General features: G+C 41.3%; 16 protein-coding genes. 10 read left to right on the top strand and 6 right to left on the bottom strand.

The window, feature by feature from the left end; genetic code table 11:
• Positions 1-14: 14 nt before the first annotated feature.
• Positions 15-716, top strand: coding sequence for a GntR family transcriptional regulator (locus ACZ5GY_RS09660; RefSeq protein WP_213691718.1), 702 nt, complete (start codon positions 15-17; stop codon positions 714-716).
• An 87-nt stretch (positions 717-803) separates the two neighbouring features.
• Here ACZ5GY_RS09660 and ACZ5GY_RS09655 read toward each other — a convergent pair whose 3' ends face one another.
• The 4 genes from ACZ5GY_RS09655 to galE form a co-directional block, all read right to left on the bottom strand.
• Positions 804-2114: an L-cysteine desulfidase family protein gene (locus ACZ5GY_RS09655; RefSeq protein ID WP_213691719.1), complete on the bottom strand. Its 1311-nt coding sequence runs from the start codon at positions 2112-2114 to the stop codon at positions 804-806.
• A 25-nt stretch (positions 2115-2139) separates the two neighbouring features.
• The gene (locus tag ACZ5GY_RS09650; protein WP_464111819.1) at positions 2140-3129 is read right to left on the bottom strand and encodes a uroporphyrinogen decarboxylase family protein; all 990 of its coding nucleotides are present in this window, start codon (positions 3127-3129) and stop codon (positions 2140-2142) included.
• Positions 3130-3194: 65 nt separating this feature from the next.
• Positions 3195-3860, bottom strand: a complete 666-nt coding sequence (locus ACZ5GY_RS09645; RefSeq protein ID WP_213691721.1) for a GntR family transcriptional regulator — start codon at positions 3858-3860, stop codon at positions 3195-3197.
• A gap of 284 nt (positions 3861-4144) precedes the next feature.
• Positions 4145-5119 (bottom strand): UDP-glucose 4-epimerase GalE, encoded by a 975-nt coding sequence (gene galE, locus ACZ5GY_RS09640; protein ID WP_213691722.1) that lies wholly within the window; start codon positions 5117-5119, stop codon positions 4145-4147.
• A 146-nt stretch (positions 5120-5265) separates the two neighbouring features.
• On the opposite strand from galE, the gene ACZ5GY_RS09635 reads away from it, so the two are divergent.
• The 5 genes from ACZ5GY_RS09635 (at position 5266) to ACZ5GY_RS09615 (ending at position 9698) form a co-directional block, all read left to right on the top strand.
• On the top strand, positions 5266-6066 hold the full coding sequence (locus tag ACZ5GY_RS09635; RefSeq protein ID WP_464111818.1) for a transporter substrate-binding domain-containing protein: 801 nt from the start codon (positions 5266-5268) through the stop codon (positions 6064-6066).
• 94 nt (positions 6067-6160) lie between these two features.
• Positions 6161-6829, top strand: a complete 669-nt coding sequence (locus tag ACZ5GY_RS09630; protein ID WP_307879740.1) for an amino acid ABC transporter permease — start codon at positions 6161-6163, stop codon at positions 6827-6829.
• 19 nt (positions 6830-6848) lie between these two features.
• Positions 6849-7586, top strand: coding sequence for an amino acid ABC transporter ATP-binding protein (locus ACZ5GY_RS09625; protein WP_213690496.1), 738 nt, complete (start codon positions 6849-6851; stop codon positions 7584-7586).
• An 88-nt stretch (positions 7587-7674) separates the two neighbouring features.
• On the top strand, positions 7675-8871 hold the full coding sequence (locus ACZ5GY_RS09620; RefSeq protein WP_464111817.1) for a Tm-1-like ATP-binding domain-containing protein: 1197 nt from the start codon (positions 7675-7677) through the stop codon (positions 8869-8871).
• The gene (locus tag ACZ5GY_RS09615) at positions 8868-9698 is read left to right on the top strand and encodes a phosphoenolpyruvate hydrolase family protein (protein ID WP_213690494.1); all 831 of its coding nucleotides are present in this window, start codon (positions 8868-8870) and stop codon (positions 9696-9698) included. Before ACZ5GY_RS09620 ends, ACZ5GY_RS09615 begins: the two co-directional genes overlap by 4 nt.
• 70 nt (positions 9699-9768) lie before the next feature.
• Here the strand turns inward: ACZ5GY_RS09615 and ACZ5GY_RS09610 are convergent, their stop codons facing one another.
• Positions 9769-10509, bottom strand: coding sequence for a FadR/GntR family transcriptional regulator (locus ACZ5GY_RS09610; protein ID WP_213690493.1), 741 nt, complete (start codon positions 10507-10509; stop codon positions 9769-9771).
• 112 nt (positions 10510-10621) lie between these two features.
• The gene (locus ACZ5GY_RS09605) at positions 10622-11326 is read right to left on the bottom strand and encodes a FadR/GntR family transcriptional regulator (RefSeq protein WP_213690492.1); all 705 of its coding nucleotides are present in this window, start codon (positions 11324-11326) and stop codon (positions 10622-10624) included.
• 187 nt (positions 11327-11513) lie between these two features.
• On the opposite strand from ACZ5GY_RS09605, the gene ACZ5GY_RS09600 reads away from it, so the two are divergent.
• The 4 genes from ACZ5GY_RS09600 (at position 11514) to sdaAA (ending at position 16080) form a co-directional block, all read left to right on the top strand.
• Complete coding sequence (locus ACZ5GY_RS09600) at positions 11514-12509, top strand: ornithine cyclodeaminase family protein (protein ID WP_213690491.1); 996 nt, start codon at positions 11514-11516, stop codon at positions 12507-12509.
• Positions 12510-12591: 82 nt separating this feature from the next.
• On the top strand, positions 12592-13134 hold the full coding sequence (locus ACZ5GY_RS09595) for a TRAP transporter small permease (protein ID WP_213690490.1): 543 nt from the start codon (positions 12592-12594) through the stop codon (positions 13132-13134).
• Positions 13135-14439, top strand: coding sequence for a TRAP transporter large permease (locus tag ACZ5GY_RS09590; protein WP_307879742.1), 1305 nt, complete (start codon positions 13135-13137; stop codon positions 14437-14439).
• 33 nt (positions 14440-14472) lie between these two features.
• A complete protein-coding gene (sdaAA, locus tag ACZ5GY_RS09585; protein ID WP_323401986.1) occupies positions 14473-16080 on the top strand; it encodes an L-serine ammonia-lyase, iron-sulfur-dependent, subunit alpha in 1608 nt (535 codons plus the stop codon).
• The last annotated feature ends 8 nt before the right edge of the window (positions 16081-16088 follow it).

Below are 16088 nucleotides of genomic sequence, written 5' to 3'. Positions count from 1 at the left end.
CGGGGGAAATATTAATGGCAGATAATCAAAGGCGCCAATCCCATTCTCAGGGGAAATTGAAAGATCTCGTTACTCGCTATATACGAGAACAGGTTTTTGAAAAAAAGACTTTACGGTGTGGAGATCAAATCAATGAAAGAGAACTTTCTCGTATTTTGGGTATAAGTCGCTCCCCAGTTCGAGAAGCATTAAATGAACTTGAAGAGCAAGGTTTAATTTCTTCCATAAGATATAAGGGCTGGTTTGTCTCGACTTTCCGCGAGGAAGATTTTACAGAAATAACTAAGCTTCGTGTTCTTTTGGAACATACCATTTTGGAAGCTGTTATTGTAGAGGGCGGACCAAGTGACGAGGAAATAGAGCATCTTGAAGAACTGAATGAAGAGTTATATGCGATTATAAATAGCGACGTTTTAGGAGAGAAGAAAGCATTCGAATTTGCTGAGAAAGAGATGACTTTCCACGTCTATCTTTGCTCTCTTGCAAAGGATAATTGCATATGGACTCAGAAAATGCTTAGAAATCTTTTTTATCAAATTCGTTGTTCGTTTGATAGATGGCTTTATCGGGATTGGCAGATGAAAGCCAGTGTTGAAGTTCACGATATGATCATTGAATGTTTGCGTAAGAAAGAAGTGATCAAATTACGTGAATTGCTCTTCCGAAGACTTGGAAGAGGAGCTGTTATTTCACCACAAGAGGAAGACGACCGTTAAAAAGACTGAAAAGGAAAAAGGGGGCGGATTTCAAAAATCCGCTCCCTTTTTAATATCTATTTCTTGTACTGTATGATATCACTCAATTTAGCAGGCAGTACGAGAAGCCATAATATCGAGAATGATTCTATCTACGTCTCTCATCCCTTTGGCATTGACGGCAACAACGTTGGCGACAGTATCTTCAATCTTTTCGTTGATAACACCCTGGCTCATTTCGATATGATGACCATTCATAACGAGCTCAGCTGCTTGAACTGCTTCGAAAGCGCCTGTTCCAACTTTTAATGCACATGTTTCTTTAGCTCCGTCGCAGAGCATTCCGACGAGGTTTCCAAGAACAAGTTCCATGGCTTTGGCTGCTTGAACCTCAGAGCCACCCATAAGATGCACGAGACCTCCAGCTGCACCGGCACCGGCTGCAACGGCACAACCGCAAACAGGACTCAAACGGCCCATTCTGCTCTTTACAAAGCTGGTGCAAAGATGGCTGTAAATGATTCCTTCAGCAATCTCTCTATCACTTTTTCCTAACTCACGTCCCAAAATATAGATGGGAAGAATGGCAGTAATTCCGTGGTTTCCACTTCCTGCACTGCTCATGACAGGGTAGGGGGCTCCGGCCATACGAGCGTCGGAGGCAGCAGCACTGATAGCACGAATTTTAAGGGAGTGATCCATTGTTTTCCAATCAGCGGCTGATTTCCTCAGAGTTTTGCCTACCTCTAAACCTTGCATTTGATTCTCATCAAAGCCTTGTTCAGCAATCGTCATGTTCATCTCTGCTCCCTTGAGAGCGTAAGCAACATCTTCATCATCCATTTCTTGAACAAGAGCAACAACAGAGGAAAAGGGCATCTGAGATATTTCCTGGGCAGCGGAAAGTTCTTTTTTAGTTTCTGCTTTATCAGTAGAATTGTTTGACTTGGTAGAGAAAACCACATCATTATTAAGTGTTACCTCTACAATGCCCGTATGACTGCCTTCAATAGTACATGTTGCAGTTGTATCTTTGCTCTTTACATCGGCTTTTACATAGATTCCATTTCGGTCAGCGTCAGGAAGAACCTGTACCTTCCCATCAGAAACCATTTTCTGAGCGTTCTGAACGTCGTTCTCTGTGGAATTTTTAAGAACCTCAAGGCCCAAAGCGCTTTTGCCACAAAGAGCAGCTAGAGCGGCCGCTATGGTGTTTCCTCGAAGTCCGTTTGTTCCCGGAATGCCTACAGACATTCCGTTTTTAAAAATGTTACCGCTGACCAATACTTTAATAGAATCCACGGGAGCGTTATGTAACTCTTCCGTAGCCCGAGCGACAGCCAAAGCCACCGCGCCGGGCTCAGTACACCCTAATGCAGGTTTAACCTCTTCTTTGAGAAATTTTTTGAGTGATATCATATGTAAACTCCTTCTCTCTGTAAATTTATTTTGCTGTCTCTTCAACGAATTTTTTCAGAAGCATTAAGCGATCTTCTGGCGTATTAGGATCGACTACGCATCCGGGAGTGAAGATTACAGCTTTACCGTTGTTATGCTTCCATGTATCCATAACCTGAGCACGAAGCTCTTCCCCTGTTCCGTTAGGGAGAGTATTTTTATGGCTTAAGCCACCGCAGAAGCAACGGTCGGTCTTTGTTCTGACATCGTTCATTGCAGGGCCATCATCTCTATCGTGCCAGTTGAAAGCCTGAACCGGATAGTCGAAAAGTTCTTCAAAATAGACATTCGTGCCGTGAATGTGGAGAACGTTAAACCACGACTTATCTTTGATCGCATTAAGAACTTCAAGATCATACTTTTTCATAAACTCTTCAAGCTGGGCACTGTTCAAACGATCGTGGCTTGCCATCTGTGTTGCAAAGAATACGCCAGATGCACCATTTTCTACTGCTGCCAATGCGAACTCTTTAGTCGTTTCTGTAATAATTTCGAGTCCTTTATGAACTTTTTCGGGGCACTCCTCTAAATGTTTCTTTAATGTCTCTTCTCCGGCCATCTTTACTACAGTTGTAAGAGGGCTGAAAACTGTCTGTATAATTGGCACCTGGCAATGAAGCTCTTCAAGAGCAATGCGCTGGGATTCAAGAACGATGGAGTATTCTCCAGAAGTTCCAGATCTCGGTGTGATTTTATCCCAATCTTCCGGTGTAGCGATGGGGAAGTTTGCAGCTACAGGCGGCTCTCCGAAGCCTTCAAATACCTTGAGATCAGATCCCCAGTCAACAGTGGAGAACATTCCGTAAGGCATATACTTAATAAAGTCAAGATCAAGCATTTCCTGATAATGAATGGAAAGTTCAGCCAATCTTCGTGGCATTCTGTCTTTGTTTGGGAAATGCCACCATAAGCTGTAGGGTAAACGATCAGTTTCTTTTCCAGCAATAGCGTGTTCAATTCGTTCATGATGATTCATTGATAGGATCCTCCTTGATAGTAAAGAGATTTAGCATAGAAAATGTATGTCTCCACAAAATTCACTTATCGCGTTAAATATTGAATTATGTGATTTTCTGCATTCTTTAAGTGTGCCTTTAGCAGAGATACCGCTTTTTCAATATCTCGATTACGTAATGCCGCAATGAGCTGCCTATGAGCTTCAAGAGATTCAGATTGAAAACTAAGAGTTCTCAGATAAATGCGAATATAACGATCAACGTTTTGGTTTAAAGATTCAATCATTGCTAGAAGGCGTGGTCTTTTTGCATAAAGATAGAGGAAAGAGTGAAATTTCCAGTTTTGATCACTCCAATTTGCAGAATCCTTTTCTGAATCAGCCTCTTCTATAAGTTGTTCAGCTTCATCAAGAACTTCATCTGTAAGCTGGGGAAAGGCAAAACGCAGGGCTTCAGATTCCAGAATAAAACGAATTTCAAAAATTTCTCTGGCTTCATCAGGGGAAAGAGTAGATACGATAGCTCCTTTATAAGGATAAAAGGTAACAAGCCCCTCTGTTTCCAGTTGCATTAAGGCTTCTCGAACGGGAATGCGACTTACTCCGAGCTGGAAGGCAATTTCATCTTGGCGCAACTGTTGTCCACTCTCAAAATAGCCTCTCATAATGGCATCCCTAATGCTCTCTAACACCTTTTGTTTTATTGTTTTTTCTCCATCAGAGCTGATAGGGCTTAATTGGGCTAAAGACAAAAAACCCACCTTCCTTCTTTATTTTTAATTGGTAATCTAGTGGATCAATTATTTTATACGATATTTTATATTATATTTTATCCCAACTATACTAGAGATTATAGAGATGTCAATTAAAAATTCCTGAGAGCTAGAAAATTAAAGTCATGAACTTAAAAGATTATTAGTACATTCATATGGAAGGGAAAAGGTAAGCATTAATACATAAAAACATGGGGCGAGAATAATTAGATTAGATCCGAAGATATATCTGTTAGCCCCATGTTTATTTCTATATTTGTAACCTATTTAAATCTTTTCTGATGCCATACCCATGCTGTTTCTATAATTTGTTCTAAGGATGCATAGTGAGGTTCCCATTCCAAAACATCCATAGCTTTTTTCGAAGAAGCAACAAGTTTTGCTGGATCCCCCCAACGTCTTGGACCTTCGATAACAGGAATAGGGTGCTTGGTTACTTTTCGTACTGTTTTGATGATATCAAGAACTGAATAACCGTTCCCATTTCCTAAATTATATGTTTCTCTTTCTGCTTGACCAGAAAGTAAACGTTGCACCCCTAATACGTGCGCATGGGCAAGGTCAGTAACATGTACATAGTCACGAATACAAGTACCGTCTTGTGTTAGATAGTCTTGTCCAAAAACAGTAATTGATGGGCGGCGATTTAAAGCTACGTCTAGTACGAGAGGGATGAGGTGGGTCTCAGGGCTATGATCCTCTCCAGTACGACCTTGCGGGTCGGCTCCTGCTGCGTTGAAGTAACGGAAAGCGATACTTTTTAGCCCATATGCATCATGATATCGATCTAGCACACTTTCAAGAAAAAGTTTTGTCTCTCCGTATACATTTGTTGGCTTTTTAAGAGCTTCTTCTGAAACAGGAATTTCTTCTGGTTCTCCGTATACTGCTGCAGTTGAAGAGAGGACAAAAGTAGAAACATTATGTTTTCTCATAGCCCTTAATAAATTGAGTGTTCCTGTTACATTATTCCAATAATAGAATTCAGGCTCTTTCATTGATTCGCCGACAAGACTTAAAGCAGCAAAATGAAGAACTCCCTCGATAGGATAAGAATCAAATACCTTTTGTACAAATGTCTCATTTCTTAAATCACCTTCGGCGACATGGCGAGAAAAGACGAGATCTTTATGTCCCCGACTGAAGTTATCGAGAACAACGACTTCAAAACCAGCTTTTTGCAAGGCAAGAACCGCCACGCTGCCGATATACCCAGCTCCTCCCGTGACGAGAATCATTACTATCACTCCTTAAAAAAATATAAAAGCATTTGAAGTATACCTTAAAAGCGAAATCGCAATCTTTCTTTTTATAGTTATAGATATTATAATGCTAAGGCATAATTACATGTGGTATGCAATATATTTCACAGGAGGGATTTATAGTGCGCGTCTCAACAAAATGTACATTCTTTCTTACTTTAATTGCGGTTTTAGCATCTCTTTTCTTCGTGGTTGGTTGTAATCAAGCTTCTGCACAATCTTCGCTACAGGGAAAGACCATTATTGTAGGAACATCAGGAGCTTATGCCCCATGGACATTTACGAAAGTTGGAAAGTTACAGGGGTTTGAAATTGATGTATGGGAAGAAATGGCTAGAAGAAATGGTTTTAAAGTCGAGTACAAATTAGCAAAGTTTAGTGGTCTTCTTGGAATGTTGAATGCTGGACAAATTGATACGATTGCACACCAGATGTCAATTACAGAGAAGCGAAAAGAGCTTTATGATTTTACGGAACCGTATGCATATAGCTATTATGATTTTTCGGTGAAAAAAGATAGTTCAATAAAAACAGTTGACGATCTCAAAGGGAAAAAAGTTGGCTGCTGGCTTGGAGGAAACGGAGAAGCTACTCTGCGTCAGGTCAATAAAGACTACAACTTGAATCTGGATATAAAAACTTATGATGGAGCTCCTATAGAAAAAGAAACTGAGCTTGGTCGAGTAGATGCCTGCTGGCAGGGAGAGATAAAAACAAAGACAATCATTGAACAAGAAAATCTTGATCTCAGATTGCTTGGTCAAAGACTCACCTTTGAAGTTAATGCCTATCCCTTTACAAAAAAGGCTGAAAATAAGGCTCTTTTAGAGCAGATCAGCAAGACGATTCATGAAATGCACGAAGATGGAACGTTGAGTGCCCTTTCTGAAAAGTGGTTTGGTCTTGATACGACGAAAAATTAAAAGAGAGAGGCAAAAATAATAGAATCAAAAAGACCCATCATCTTTTTCTGCATGGGTCTTTTTGTTGCTTTTGTAAAGATTGGAGGTTCCACTATTGCCTGGGTTCGATATAGATTTTGCGGTCATGCTCTTTCCTCTCATGCTCAAATATCTCAAAGTAACCTTATTGCTTTCTATAGGGGCTGCTTTTTGGGGTATTTTAGCGGCAGTCTTCATTGCGCTGTGTATTGATTTAAAGGTAAAGTTACTGGCCCCTTTCGTAAAAGTTTATGTCTCTTTTTTTAGAGGTACCCCGCTCATAGCTCAATTGTTTTTGATGTATTTTGGATTCGTGCAAGTTATCCCAAGTTTCAAAAATATGTCTTCTTTTACGGCAGCGTTGATTGTCTTGAGTTTAAATGCAGCTGCTTTTATGTCTGAAACAATACGAGGTTCCATATCCTCGGTCAATAAAGGACAAATGGAGGCCTGTGTTTCTGTAGGAATGTCATATTTGCAAGCGATGCGAAGAGTTATTCTCCCTCAGGCAACACGAGTCGCGATTCCGGCTCTTTTTAATAGTTTTATTAGCATAGTAAAAAATTCATCTTTGGCTTTTACCATAGGTGTTACGGAAATGATAGCTGTTGCCCAGCTAGAAGCGGCGTCAAGTTATAGATATTTAGAAGCTTTTATTGATATTGCTGTTGTTTATTGGGCATTAACGCTTGTTTTAGGAAAGGTGCAACAACGTATTGAACGAAATTTAAGTGTTCAAAATTAAGATTTAGGTGGTTTGTCAAATGATAGAAATTAAGAGTTTATATAAAAGTTTTGGAGATCTGAAAGTTTTAAAAGACATCAACCTCAATGTTAAAAAAGGAGAAATAGTTGCAATTATAGGTCCTTCAGGAACTGGAAAATCAACATTACTAAGATGTATAAATTTTTTGGAGGAAGCAGATAAGGGAAAAATTCGAATAGGTGCCATCGAGGTGGATGTAGAAAAGGCGGCAAAGAAAGAGATAAGGGAACTTCGCCAACAGACAGCGATGGTATTTCAATCCTTCAACCTCTTTAATAATAAAACTGTTTTGGAAAATATCATAGAAGCCTTAATTATAGTGAAGAAAGAAAACAAGAATCAGGCAGTTGAAAAAGGACTTCAGATTTTAGAGAAAATCGGACTTAAGGATAAAGCAGATTCATATCCATCCAAACTCTCTGGCGGTCAGCAACAACGTGTAGGTATAGGTAGGGCTATTGCGCTTAACCCTAAGGTTATTTTATTTGATGAGCCTACTTCCGCCCTTGATCCGGAGCTTGTCGGAGAAGTCCTTGACCTTATTCGCGAGCTTGCTCATGAGCATATGACCATGATGATTGTTACTCATGAAATTGCCTTTGCCAAAGAAGTGGCCGACACGGTAGTTTTTATGGACGAGGGAAGGATTGTTGAAACTGGCAGTCCTAAAGAGATATTTGCATCTCCTAAAAATCAGAGAACAGAGCAATTTTTGAGCCGTTTTACGAAGCAATAACAGAGCAAGTATACTTTCTCTCTTCAGTATGGCGACATTATTTTTTGTATAATTAAAGAGTCAATCATGATAGTAGAGGAGGGGAATGATGAAAAAGGTTTATGTTGTCGGAACATGCGACACAAAATCCAGCGAATTGCTTTATGTGCGAGATCTTATTCGTTCAGAGGGTATCGACGCTTTTCTTGTAGATGTTGCCACTCGTCCACACTCCTTTAGCGCGGATATCTTAAACACTCAGGTCGCTTCCCATCACCCCGATAATCCACATTTTCTTGGCTCTATCACAGATCGAGGACAAGCCATTATAGCTATGTCACAGGCCTTGTCCGCTTTTCTTTCACAACAGAATGACATTGCAGGCGTTATTGGCCTTGGCGGTTCTGGAGGAACCTCTCTTATTACGGCAGGTATGAGAACTCTTCCAATTGGAGTTCCTAAACTTATGGTTTCTACTGTGGCGTCAGGCAATGTGGCTCCTTATGTGGGGCCTAACGATATTTGCATGATGTACTCTGTAACCGATGTAGCTGGCCTCAATCGTATATCTCGTATAGTGCTTGGGAATGCTGCTCATGCTATTGCCGGTATGGCGAAAACAACGATCCCAGCGCCATCCATAGAACGTGAACCAGTAGGCATGACAATGTTTGGAGTGACCACTCCCTGTGTTGATATGATTCGTCACGAACTGGAAAAAGAATATGATTGTCTTGTATTTCATGCTACAGGAACGGGCGGTCAGTCTATGGAAAAGCTCATTGATTCTGGTATTCTCAAGAAAGTAATAGACGTGACTACAACTGAAGTTTGTGATCTTTTCATGGGCGGTGTTATGAGTGCTGGGGAAGATCGTTTCGGAGCAATTATTCGAATGGCCATTCCCTATGTTGGTTCTGTAGGCGCCCTTGATATGGTTAATTTTGGTGCTTTAGAGACTGTTCCAGAGAAATATAAAAAACGCAATCTTTATGTTCATAATCCTCAGGTAACATTGATGAGAACTACTGCTGATGAGAATGCCCGGATGGGACGCTGGATCGGAGAAAAGCTTAACCACTGTTCAGGGCCTGTACGCTTTTTGTTGCCAGAAAAGGGTGTTTCGATGATTGATGCTCCAGGTCAGCCCTTCTATGATCCCGATGCGGATGCCGTCCTTTTCGAGGCTATCGAAGAAACGGTGTATCAGACTGACATGCGCAAGGTTATTCGATTGCCCTATCATATTAACGACCCGGAATTTGCTCAGGCGCTGTTTCAGAATTTTAAGGAGGTTGCGAAATGACCTATAAAACACGATCTGAAATAATGTCATTTTTTAGAGAAAAAGTAAGTAAGAAAGAACCTATTATAGGCGGCGGTGCAGGAACCGGCATCTCTGCCAAGTGGGAGGAAGCTGGCGGCATCGACCTCATTGTCATATATAATTCTGGCCGTTACAGAATGGCTGGAAGAGGTTCTCTTGCGGGGCTTCTAGCCTACGGAAATGCTAATGAGATTGTAAAAGAGATGGCCAGAGAAGTTATTCCTGTGGTGAAAAATACGCCGGTATTAGCTGGGATCAATGGAACTGACCCTTTCGTAAAATGGGACTACTTTCTAAGTGAGTTGAGAGCTCTGGGATTCGCGGGAGTTCAGAATTTCCCTACCGTAGGTCTTATTGACGGAGTCTTCAGAGCGAACCTTGAAGAAACTGGAATGGGATATGCCCTCGAAGTTGAAGCTATTCGTATGGCACGAGAGATGGATTTACTTACAACTCCCTACGTTTTTAGTGCTGAAGATGCCATGTCCATGACTGAAGCTGGAGCCGATATTATCGTATGCCATATGGGACTCACCACAAAGGGAGGCATTGGAGCCCAAACATCAAAAACGTTGGAAGAATGCGTGCCTCTTATTGATCAATGGGCAGAAGCGGCGAGAAGCGTTCGTAAAGATGTTATAGTCCTCTGCCACGGAGGTCCTATCGCTATGCCAGAAGATGCTGAATATATTTTAAAACATTGTAAAGAGGTTAACGGGTTTTACGGTGCAAGCAGTATGGAACGTCTTCCAACTGAACAAGCCATAAAAAAACAGACAGAACTTTTTAAAACAATAAAATATTAACTAACACCAATAAATACCAAAAAGTAGGGGAGGTAAAAACCTCCCCTACTTTTACTATTTATCATAATTTTTAGTTCGGGTTTTTTATGCTTCCCAAAGTGTCTTTTTCGGTCTTTGTACGTTTTGATTTTTTATGAAGACGTTCCAGAATCTCATCTTGACCACGTGAAACGTGCCTATGAATAATTTCTCGCGCTTTTTCTGAATCCCGGTTTTTAATAGCTTGGCAAATTTCCATATTTTCTTTTCTATGTTGTTTTAAAGCTTCTGGACTAAAATTTTTAAAGATAAGCCTTTGTGTTGCCAGTTCATTTCTGATTGATTCCAAGAGCCTCAAAATGAAGCGATTCCCTGCCATTTCAGCTAAAATATTATGAAACTTGTTGTGTATATCGGCATCTGGATTTTTTTCATTTTCAAGTAAGAGCTTTTCCAGCTTCTCTATCTCTTCTGATGTGGCGCGTTCCGCAGCCCAATAGGCAATCTGACCTTCCAGTAAAGATCGAGCTTCAACAAGTTCTTTTAAGGTCGATTCTTCAAAAAGATTCGCGACAAATTCCATATTAGCGATGTTACGAAGAGCGTTTAGCGATAAATACGTTCCGTCTCCAGGGTGTGCTTCTACAATTCCGGATAATTCCAATGCTTTCAATACTTCCCTGATGCAATTTCTACTTACGCCGAATGTTTTCGCGAGTGACTGTTCACCGGGTAGTTTCATCCCAGGTTCCCAAACGCCTTTTTTTATTGCCTCTATAATTTGATTAAGAACATTCTCATGAAGTGTTGATTTACTTGCAGGCTTGAACATAAAGTCCTCCTTGCTTGACATAAATTTCTCTAATTAAGTTTATACTACATTGAACTCAATAAAGCGATTAAAACTTTAACTTATTCTACTACATAATAAAATATATTACTTTTTATACTTCTTTCCTTCTGCCTTCTCTCCTGTTTCTTTCTAATATTTCATTTTGTGAGCGGAGAAGGTGTTGAATCATAGCTTCCTGAGCTTTTTCAGGGGCTCTTTCTTTTATGGCCTGACAAATTTCCCAATGATCTTTTTTAAATAGTTCTAATTCGGTAGATGGCCATGATTTAAAAACAATTCTTTGAGCAGAAACTTCTGTGCGAAGAGAATCGAGAAGACGCAACAGAAAAGGATTGCCTGCAATTTCTGCAAGGTAATTATGAAAGTGATAGTGAACTTCCACATTTGGTGTTTCTGGCTCCTCAACTAGGATGCGTTCGAGATTCATTATTTCTTCATCGCTTGCACGTTGTGCTGCCCAGTAAGCGAGTTGTCCCTCCAACAATTGGCGAGCCTCTATAAGTTCCATAAGTGTGCTTTCTTCGAAAAGAGAAGCCACAAGATCCGAATTGGCAATGTTGCGCAGTGCATTTTCAGAAAGATAAGTTCCGTCACCAGCCCGCGCTTCGACTATTCCTGTAAGTTCAAGAGCTTTTAAAACTTCTCTAATGCAATTTCGGCTTACTTCAAAGGCGTTTGCCAGACTTTGTTCCCCAGGAAGTTTGCTTCCCGGTTCCCATTCATTTTCTTTTATTGCGGTAATCATTTGATTAAGTACATTTTGATGCAAAGTTGCTTTGTTAGCAGGTTTAAACATAGGGACCCCCTGTATTCAATGCAATTTATTTCTAAATTTTTTATTTTTTCTATATTGACGTTATTAAATGACTGTGCTAATGTTCAATTGTTCAACAGCAGTGCAGAAGAACATTGTTACTATACGGCACCTTTTACAATCAGTAAAGCAAAAATATCATTAAACTACAATGAAGGGGGAAGACTCTATGAAAACGTTGTTATTGAGCCAAGATGAAATCAAAGAGCTTATCACAATGAAAGACGTAGTAGAAGCCTGCGACAAAACCTTCCAAGGTATGGGCGATGGAACTGTTGTAAACCCCACAAAAGTTAACCTTGATCTCGGAGAAACGGCACCATTCCCACCATATAGCGGATTTATGAACGCTATGCCGGCTTACGTCGGATGGTCAGACACGGCAGGCATAAAATGGGCCGGAGGTTTCCTAGGAGAACGTAAAAAGGCTGGCCTTCCCTATATTACCTCTCTTATTATGCTTATTAATCCCCAAATGGGCAACTTTACGGCTGTATTAGACGGATCTTATATTACAAATATGCGTACCGGTGCGCAAACTGCTGTTTCCCTCAAATATCTTTATCCCAAAAAATCTCTTCGTTTAAGCCTTTATGGAGCCGGAATGCAGGGACATACCCAGACAATGGCTATTTCTGAACTTTTCGATTTAGAGGAAGTACGTGTATACGACATTAGCAAAGCTTCTGCAGAGCGTTACGCTTCTGATATGGAGCCATATGTGAAAGGAAAAATTCACATTGCCGAAACACCTGAAGAGGCTGCCGATGGTGGTGACGTAGCAGTTTGTGTAACTCAGTCTAAAGAAAAATTCTTTAAAAATGAGTGGTTTAAACCAGGCAAATTGCTTTTCCCCATGGGCTCTTACCAGGAATGTGACAACGATTGCATATTAAACGCCGATAAGATCATTGTTGATCACATTGGACAGACCCTTCACCGTGGAGCCCTTGCCGAGCTCGGTATAGCCGGAAGAATTACAGAAAAAGACATTTATTCTACCATTGGCGAACTGGCCGCAGGGAAGAAAAAGGCATCAGTTGCTGACGGTGAAAAAATCCTTTGTATTCCTATTGGAACAGGTGCTATGGATATTGGCGTTGCTTCTGTTGTTCTTGAGCGCGCACGTAAGAATAACATTGGAGGGACGTATGAATTCGTGTAACAAGTAGCGTCACAATGCATGATGGGTGTCATATGGCGAGTGTGACACCCATATTTAAAAAGTCGAGAGGGGAGGGAATTACATGTCTGAACCGAAGGGCCTTTTTAGCAATATTTTGCATTGGGCGGGACAAGCCCAAGATATGGTACTTGTTTTCCTTATGTCGTTTATTGCTATTCTCGTTTTTGGCCAGGTTGTTTTAAGATACGTATTTAAAGCGCCTCTTATGGGAATAGAGGAATTGCTTCTTTTTCCTACCACATGGGCCTACCTCATAGGCTCCATCAAAGCTTCAGCTGACAAAAATCAAATAGTAGCTCGCGTGCTTGAAGTTTTTATGAAAAAACAAAAAACAATCTATTTAGTACGAACTGTTGCTTCTGTTTTAAGTGGGATCGTTCTTATCTGGCTTTCCTACTGGGGATATGACTATCTTAAATATGCGTTGAGAGTGCAAAAAGAGAGTCCAACTCTTTTTATCCCCATGATATGGTCTGAAGCTTTGGTTTTTATAAGCATGGCTTGTATGACTTTTTACACCGTTCTTGAATTTTTAGAACACCTCAATAGTTTTGTCCACACACCCAAAGATATGTTGGCCCAAACGGAAGAGGAGGTTTTTTAAATGATATCTGTTGCACTTGTAGCGTTGCTTATTCTTGTTGTATTCCTCTCCTTTGGAGTGCCTTTGCCTTTCTGCTTTGGTGGAGCCCTCATGTATATGAGTATTGTCGGCGGAGTTTCAATGAAAGGTATGATGATGTGGGGGTTGCAACAAATTTTAAGTCCAGTTCTTTTGTGTGTCCCTCTATTTATCTTTGCAGGAAGCCTCATGAGTCAAAGTGGCATTGCGAAATATCTTCTTGACTTAGTTGATGTTTTTGTCGGACGAGTACGTGGTGGTTTAGGTGTTGTAGCCGCTATAAGCTGTGCCATTATTGGAGCTATTTCAGGCAGTGGCTTTACGGGTGTTGCAGCAACTGGCCCCATTCTCATTCCACGCATGGTCGAGCAGGGGTATCCAAGAGGATATGCAACAGCACTAGTTACCGACTCTTCAATTTTGGGACTTCTTATTCCTCCAAGCGTCATTATGATCGTTTATGGGTGGGTAACAGAAACGTCGATATTAGCGTGCTTTTTAGCGACAGTTGGTCCCGGAATTCTTGTCACCATTCTTTTTTCTGTAATCAACCTTGTATGGGCCAAGCATTTTCCTCTTAAACTGGAACCTGAACTTAAAAAAGAAGAAAAGGTACGCGAAATAGCCCGTCGTGGTTGGAAGGCCTTACCTGCTCTTATGATGCCCGTTATTATTCTTGGCGGTATCTATGGAGGCATTATGACTCCTACAGAAGCGGCGGCAGTTGCCGTTATCTATGCTATCCCAGTAGGATTTTTGATTTATAAAGGTCTTAAAGCTAAAAATTATTACGAAGTGGCCAGAGATTCCGCTATCTCGGTAGGATCAATCATGGTTATGATCTTGTGCAGCCTCATGTTGAGTCAAACCTTTGTTATGCTGCAAATTCCTCAGGCTATTGTCAAAGCCATGTTCGGAATTACCCAGAGTAAGGTCATACTTTTAATTCTTATTAATTTCCTTCTTTTCTTTATCGGAATGATAGTTAACGACCTTACGGGAGTTATTCTGGTTGCCCCTCTGCTTTTACCTCTGGCTCAGGCCATTGGAATTCATCCGATTCACTTCGCTTCAATTCTCGGAGTTAATCTTGCAGTTGGCGGTGTTACCCCTCCCTATGCAAGCATTCTCTATCTGGGAATGAAAATAGGTAATGTGGAGTTCGTAGAAATATTGCGACCTGCCATGACTTTCCTCCTGTTAGGGTATGTACCTGTGATGATCCTTACGACATTTTGGCCGGCGCTATCGCTCTTCCTGCCTGGTCTCATGGGGTATGTGCAGTAGTAAGTGCCGTGTTTGTAAAGGAGAGTGAAAAGCGTGACCCTTTGTCGAAATCGAACGAGACTCGTTAGTCTTTTTGATTCACTCGGTCCCATAATGACCGGACCTTCAAGTTCTCATACAGCAGGAGTTCTTCGCATTGGACGTATGGGACGTTCCTTTCTTGGAGGAGAACCGGAAAAAGTAGACCTCTTTTTCTACGGGGCGCTGGCTGAAACCTATAAAGGGCACATGAGTGACTCTGCCATAGTTGGTGGCTTACTTGGTATGCATGAGGATTCGCCTGAGATAGGTGATGCTTTGGCTATTGCGGAGCAAAAAAATATCCCCGTATCTTATCACCTGGAACCACTGTCAGAGAGGAATCCTAACACAGTAGATATGCTGCTAACCGATAAAAAGCATTCTGTTCGTGTTGTTGGAATCTCAGTCGGTGGTGGCGAGATTCTCATGACAGAGTTGGAAGGATACCCGATCTCTTTACGTGGAAGTGAAGACGGAGTTGTCTTTATTGCCGAAAGTGATTTTTCAATAAAAACGCTTTCGGAGGTTTTAAAAGTCTCTGTTATCTCTTGCGAGAAGAGCGTTTCTTCTGATTCAAATGTTAAGGATTGTTTATATACCTGCCTTACAGAAAAGAGTTTAAAAAAAGAACAACTCAATGAACTGGAAAAGGTTACGGGGATTAAGAGAGTATTTTCTCTTTCTAGCTTGCTTGATTATAAATTGAAAGACGATATGCCTCTTTTCTCCTCATTTCAGGGATGGATCGATTACGCTTCATCGCACCAGATATCTTTAGCTGAAGCTGCCATAGCCTACGAAACAAAAAGAAGTGGTCTGACAAAAGAGTTTATACGCTCAAAAATTCAAGATGCATGGAAGGTTATGAGTCAATCAGTTTCTGATGGGATGAAAGAAAATTTGACTCTACTGGGAAATCTTATGCCTCATGATGAAGGTTTGAAGCTTATGAAATTAGTGGAACAAAAACGGGCTCTGTCTGGACCTACAGTTGGCAAATCCATAGCAAGAGCATTAGGAGTAATGACTCTCAATGGGTGTATGGGGTGTGTTGTGGCAGCGCCAACGGCCGGATCATGTGGAGTGTTGTCAGGGGCTCTCTTCACAGCAGCGGAGTACTTGAATTCAGAAAGCTCTCAGATAGAAGATGCTTTGCTCGTTGCAGCAATGGTCGGAGCCTTAATTGCTATGAGAGCTCCTGTTTCCGGCGCGCTAGGTGGGTGCCAGTCAGAGATTGGTGTTGCTTCGGCTATGACTGCATCTGCGTTGGCACAGCTTTCTGGCGGATCAGAGAGTCAGATTGTACATGCAGCATCTCTGGCCTTGAAAAACATTCTGGGGCTTATCTGCGATCCCGTAGCTGGACCAGTAGAAATTCCGTGTATCAAGCGTAATGCCATTGGTGTTGCTAACGCATATGCAGCTGGCGATATGGCGGTTGCGGGCATAGAAAGCATCATTCCGCCAGACGAAGTAGTAGGTGCTCTCATCAATGTTCAAAAGCTTCTACCTGTTGAATTAAGGGGAAGTATGCGTGGTGGTTTGGCTTCAACGCCTACAGCGGAGAAGCTTAAAGAAAAATGGTTCGCAAAATTGGCAGCAAAGAGTCACAAATCATAAAGGAGGCG

Source organism: Aminobacterium thunnarium, from assembly GCF_055390565.1.
The sequence above is the reverse complement of the archived record's forward strand: the minus strand, read 5'-3'. Positions and strand labels throughout refer to the sequence as shown.

Bases quoted from the DNA above. Each gene is read 5' to 3' on its own strand.
- ACZ5GY_RS09620 (WP_464111817.1), top strand. From the start codon at position 7,675: ATGAAAAAGGTTTATGTTGTCGGAACATGCGACACAAAATCCAGCGAA.
- ACZ5GY_RS09605 (WP_213690492.1), bottom strand. From the start codon at position 11,326: ATGTTTAAACCTGCTAACAAAGCAACTTTGCATCAAAATGTACTTAAT.
- ACZ5GY_RS09615 (WP_213690494.1), top strand. From the start codon at position 8,868: ATGACCTATAAAACACGATCTGAAATAATGTCATTTTTTAGAGAAAAA.
- galE (WP_213691722.1), bottom strand. From the start codon at position 5,119: ATGATTCTCGTCACGGGAGGAGCTGGGTATATCGGCAGCGTGGCGGTT.
- ACZ5GY_RS09610 (WP_213690493.1), bottom strand. From the start codon at position 10,509: ATGTTCAAGCCTGCAAGTAAATCAACACTTCATGAGAATGTTCTTAAT.
- ACZ5GY_RS09590 (WP_307879742.1), top strand. From the start codon at position 13,135: ATGATATCTGTTGCACTTGTAGCGTTGCTTATTCTTGTTGTATTCCTC.
- ACZ5GY_RS09660 (WP_213691718.1), top strand. From the start codon at position 15: ATGGCAGATAATCAAAGGCGCCAATCCCATTCTCAGGGGAAATTGAAA.
- ACZ5GY_RS09625 (WP_213690496.1), top strand. From the start codon at position 6,849: ATGATAGAAATTAAGAGTTTATATAAAAGTTTTGGAGATCTGAAAGTT.
- ACZ5GY_RS09595 (WP_213690490.1), top strand. From the start codon at position 12,592: ATGTCTGAACCGAAGGGCCTTTTTAGCAATATTTTGCATTGGGCGGGA.
- ACZ5GY_RS09655 (WP_213691719.1), bottom strand. From the start codon at position 2,114: ATGATATCACTCAAAAAATTTCTCAAAGAAGAGGTTAAACCTGCATTA.
- ACZ5GY_RS09650 (WP_464111819.1), bottom strand. From the start codon at position 3,129: ATGAATCATCATGAACGAATTGAACACGCTATTGCTGGAAAAGAAACT.
- ACZ5GY_RS09600 (WP_213690491.1), top strand. From the start codon at position 11,514: ATGAAAACGTTGTTATTGAGCCAAGATGAAATCAAAGAGCTTATCACA.